At 30.8% G+C, this 4,659-nt stretch carries 4 protein-coding genes; all 4 read left to right on the top strand.

Annotated features, from left to right (window positions below; translation table 11 throughout):
- Window positions 1–103 precede the first annotated feature (103 nt).
- The 4 genes from ACIQ56_RS14650 (at window position 104) to ACIQ56_RS14635 (ending at window position 4,454) form a co-directional block, all read left to right on the top strand.
- Window positions 104–1,036, top strand: coding sequence for a LysR family transcriptional regulator (locus tag ACIQ56_RS14650; protein ID WP_153418544.1), 933 nt, complete (start codon window positions 104–106; stop codon window positions 1,034–1,036).
- Between the two features lie 34 nt (window positions 1,037–1,070).
- Window positions 1,071–1,754, top strand: a complete 684-nt coding sequence (locus tag ACIQ56_RS14645; RefSeq protein ID WP_397601787.1) for a PolC-type DNA polymerase III — start codon at window positions 1,071–1,073, stop codon at window positions 1,752–1,754.
- 20 nt (window positions 1,755–1,774) lie between these two features.
- Window positions 1,775–3,979: a hypothetical protein gene (locus ACIQ56_RS14640; protein ID WP_397601786.1), complete on the top strand. Its 2,205-nt coding sequence runs from the start codon at window positions 1,775–1,777 to the stop codon at window positions 3,977–3,979.
- Window positions 3,980–4,097: 118 nt separating this feature from the next.
- The gene (locus ACIQ56_RS14635; protein ID WP_397601785.1) at window positions 4,098–4,454 is read left to right on the top strand and encodes a hypothetical protein; all 357 of its coding nucleotides are present in this window, start codon (window positions 4,098–4,100) and stop codon (window positions 4,452–4,454) included.
- Window positions 4,455–4,659 lie beyond the last annotated feature (205 nt).

Below are 4,659 nucleotides of genomic sequence, written 5' to 3'. Positions count from 1 at the left end.
ACAGTTTTCTTCCTGTCATTTTCTTTCGTCTGTTCATGGTTGACGACATTTATCCTTACAGTATTGTTCCAAATGTGTCTATTCTCATATTAGGGAGTAAAGGGTGCAAGAGTTACAAGATATATATAGGCTGCAAGCTTTTGTTACAGTTGTTCAAGAAGGTTCTTTATCTTCTGCTGTGAATAAACTTCATATCACTCAGCCAGCTTTGTCAGCAAGACTAAAACTTTTAGAAGAAAGTTTAGGTTGTGCCTTATTAAAACGAACAGCGCGCGGTGTGCGTCTGACCTCAATGGGTAAATTAGTCTATGGGATTTCTGTAGATATTTTAAAAAGAATGAATCAATTACAAACAACCGTGAGAAACCACTTAGAGCTACGCGAAGGTTTTGTGCATTTGGGAGGAGGAGCAACAGCTGTGGCTGGAGTTTTTCCAGATGCTATCTCTGAATTTCGAAAAAAATATCCTCAAATTCAATTTACTTTACATGAAAAAGACTCTGCAACCGTAATAGAGTCTCTTCATGATGGATCCGTTGATGTTGGATTAATTACAAGAAATCCCTTTGTAGCACCTAATGAAGATCCCTTAATTGGATTAAAAGTACATGCAGAAATTTTGGATACTTTAGAGATCATTGCAGCACCAGAAAACCCTTTAGTGCAAATGTCTCTTTCTTTAGAAAAAATGGGCAAAACATTGTTACCAATTCATATCAATCGTCAGCCCATGATTTTATTTGAAAGTGGAAGTGCTATTCACGATATTATTGAAATGGAATTTCGAAAATTAGGAATACGTTATCGAACTGTCATGACATTAAGATCGACACAAAGTATGATAAAAATGGTTGAAAAAAATATTGGACTGAGTGTTGTCAGTTCTCACTCCTTGCGGAATGAAAAAAATATTCAAGTTTTAAAAGTACAAGGTTTAAAAATGGAACGTTCTATTTTAATTTGCTCCTCATTAGAAAGAGAACTTGCGCCAGCGGCATCCGAATTTATACATGTTCTTCAAAAAATTTATAATTAATTAAAGTAACAATTATTCAGGAATTTTAATCATTATGGTATCACCTTTTCAAAATAGCATTTTTCATTTTATCCTGTCACGTAAGGATAAATTTGTTTCTTCACCGATTGCTATTATGGGTGGAGTCAGTGGATCGCGATTTCATGGTAATGAAAAAATCGAAGAACTTCCTATTGTTATTTTTGACTTTGAAACTACGGGACTGGACACAAGAAGTTCTCGAATTATTGAAATTGGTGCTATAAAATATCAAAATAAAAAAGAAATAGCGCGGTTTTCACATTTAATAAACCCCGGCATTCCTCTTTCCCCTGAAATTACAAGAATAACAGGAATAGAAGATCGTATGTTAGAAGGAAAGCCCGACTTTCAAACTATTTTACCCGACTTTCATGATTTTTTAAGAGGATGTGTCGGATTAGCTCATAATGCCGAATTTGATATTGGAATGCTATTTCATGAATCAAATAGATTGGGTATTTCTTGTGACTACACCATTTTTTGTACATTAAAAATGGCAAGAGCTCTTGTAAAAATTGAAAGGCGAAATCTTGACGCTTTGGCGCAGCATTTCGGGTTGACCTTTGAATCTAGGCACCGTTCTATTGGCGACATTCTAGTTACAGCGGGTGTTTTTTGGCGTATGCTTGAAGAAAATCCTGCATTAAAGACCATTTCGGATCTTTCTCCTTACCGAGAAGAAATGCCAGGAAAATAACTATTAGGAAATATTGATAAGTGAGAAGAAAAATAAGTTTTTTTTTATTTTCAGTTTTTTTTCTAATGACAATTTATCTTTTTTCGTATCGAATTTTAAATTCACAAATAGCCTGGCTTGCTTTTCCAATTGGTCTTCTATTTTTAAAATGGTTTGACCTTGCGATCATTCAGGGCTTTCAAACTTTAAAAAGTTTTTCAAGAGAAAGAATTGAACTTAATTTAAAAGCAGCAGGTATTTCTGATAAAAAAGATTTTTATAAAAAAAATCTTTACATAAAACTATTTTCTATCATATTATTATATATAACAATTTTTTCTTTTACTTTATCAAAAGATATAAATAATATATATCAATTCGTCTCGCAAAACTTAAAAACTTCAAGGCCTATTTTAAAAATTGAATTTCCTTCTTATTCGGGGCAATCACCAAGATATTATGATTTATCGGCAAATAGTTATGAGATAAATATGGATACTTCTTCTTATCTTGAAATAGATATTGATAATTTAAAGAAAGATAATAATTGGCAAGTTCTATTTATCGAAAATAAAAAAATATATCCTGAAAAAAATTACACCTATTCTTTGCAAACAGGATCTTGGTCTTCTTCTGTTTCCTCTTTGTTTTCTTTATTTGATGAGAAAATGAATAATGACGAAAATACGAATAAGATTTTATCAAGAAATATTAAAATAATTTTATCGAATAAAGATAAAAAATATATCTCTACATTAATTTTAAGTCCAACTGCGAAACCTATCGTTAATTTACAGCCCGCGGTTACTGAGTCATTGGATTTTAAAGAGTTACAAGGGAAATTAAATTTTGATATCGACGTAAAATCAACAGTTCCTTTAACATTAGTTGAATTATCTATAAGAACTCATTCTGGATATCATTTTGATAAATCATTAGCTGAATTTTCAAATGCGTCTGAGTTTAATTTTAAATCAGATAATGCAGAGCTTGTTACATTAGGAATTCCTTTTTTACAGGAAGATACATTATATGTTAAAGCTATTGCAAAAACAGTTTTATCAGGAATTTTTGGAGAGTCAAAAGAATTGGTTTTTCCAATAAAAACACCCATACAAGTTAGAGCAGAAATTATTAGAAAATTAGAAGAAGCAAAAAAATTATTAATTAAAATGAATAAAGTAACTCCTGAGCAAAAATCAAAAATTATACCGCCATTATCTAATGCAGCACAATTAGCTGGGAATTTAAGTCAGTCAGGTATTGTTCGAAGAAATATAATTGAATCCATTAATCTAGTAGAAAATATCTCGTTAAAAAATGATCAAAATTATAATTCTTCTTTGGGTAAAATTCAAACCACAATCAATATTTTAAAAAGACAGCAAAATGCGAGTGAATCGAGTAATTTTTTGGCAAGACTCCAAAATCTTAAAAGTAAAATTCAAATGTTAAATAGCAAAGAAAAAGATTATGCTGAATTTACTTCTGAATCATTTGAGTTAAGTGAGATAGCTTCTAATTTAAATAAACAACTGATGGATATGACTAAAAACGAAACTTATCCTTTATCCATAAAAGAAAAGAAAACCTTACAAAATATTTTAAAAAATGATAATACGTCCTTAAAAGTGAAGTCAACAGCGCAAAGTTTAAAAGAAAATAATTTAATTGAAGCACAACAAGAAATTCAAAGCGCATTTGATGAAGCAAATAATCATTTAGGATTTGCTATGCAAATTATGCAACAAGCAAGACAAAGAGCTATGCAAGATGCAAAAATAAAATTACAAAAGGCGGATTCCTCCTTGGAAAATTCAAAATATTTTCCAACAAAAAATGAGATCTTAAATGAAATTTCAAATGCAAAAGACTTATTAGAAAAAACTTCTCTTCTTGGAGGTGAATTTAACGAGTCATTGAGTTCTGCTAAGAGTGCTACCAAAAAATCGTTTGTTTTTGGCACAGAAGAGCGTGCTTATGAAAGAATTGCATCGACTCAAAAAGCGCAAGAGGCCATTGAAAAAGCAATCTTATCTTTACAGGATGAAGAAGAAAGTGATAAAGAATTGCAAAAGGAACAAGATGCAAGAGCTTTTCGTTCTACAATGGATATTCTTGCAGCTCAAAGTGTTCTAGATTCAAGTTGGAGAAAAAAAATTCTTGAAGAAATTTCAAGGCTCAAAAGTCAAGGTGAATCCTCCGATTCCCCTATGATAAGGTATCTCGAAAGTAGACTTCGTTAATATGCGTATTTTCACAAATCGGAATAAAATCAACGGTATTTCTTTTCATCATAGAACCTCTCGGAGAGGGATTAGCTTAAGGTCTAATCTATCGCAGTATTTTAATTTAAACGATTTAATGCTTCAAATTAAAAAAGAATCTCCAAGTCATTTAACAGTAAAAGAAATTCAATATTTTCTTTGTGATCAAGGAAGAAACGAAATTCACACTCATGTTTCTATTTGTGCTGAAATTATTTCAAAGTGGACAGGAATTATAAAAACAATGGAACGCTGTTTTCCATATAGAGATTTTACAACGATAAAAGATACTTTTCATTATAATTCAAATGATTCCTTTGAGTGCATTTTAAATGAATTAGAAGTTTTTTTAGAAGCAAAAAAGTTACTTGCTTTGTGGCGTCATCGATTGTCTATTTTTGAAATGATTGTAGAAGCGCAAGGAAGTTTCAGATTTTTAAAAATAAATAAATAGAATAAATTATTTTATTCATTTTCGGTAGTTTGATTTAATTTTTTGAATTTTTCTATAAGATTATTTAAATCAATAATACCAGTTAAGAGTTGAGAATGTGTTTTTAGAAAAAGAATATGTACTTAAAAAGGCATGCAGAAAATCTTCCGAAAACATGGACAAGCAAGCCCTTTGTTGAACGGACTTTGGATGCCGTTTGAATGCC

Origin of the sequence: Silvanigrella sp., from assembly GCF_044369315.1 — a bacterium.
Taxonomy (GTDB): Bacteria; Bdellovibrionota_B; Oligoflexia; order Silvanigrellales; family Silvanigrellaceae; genus Silvanigrella.
This window is presented reverse-complemented; position numbering and strand designations above follow the sequence as displayed.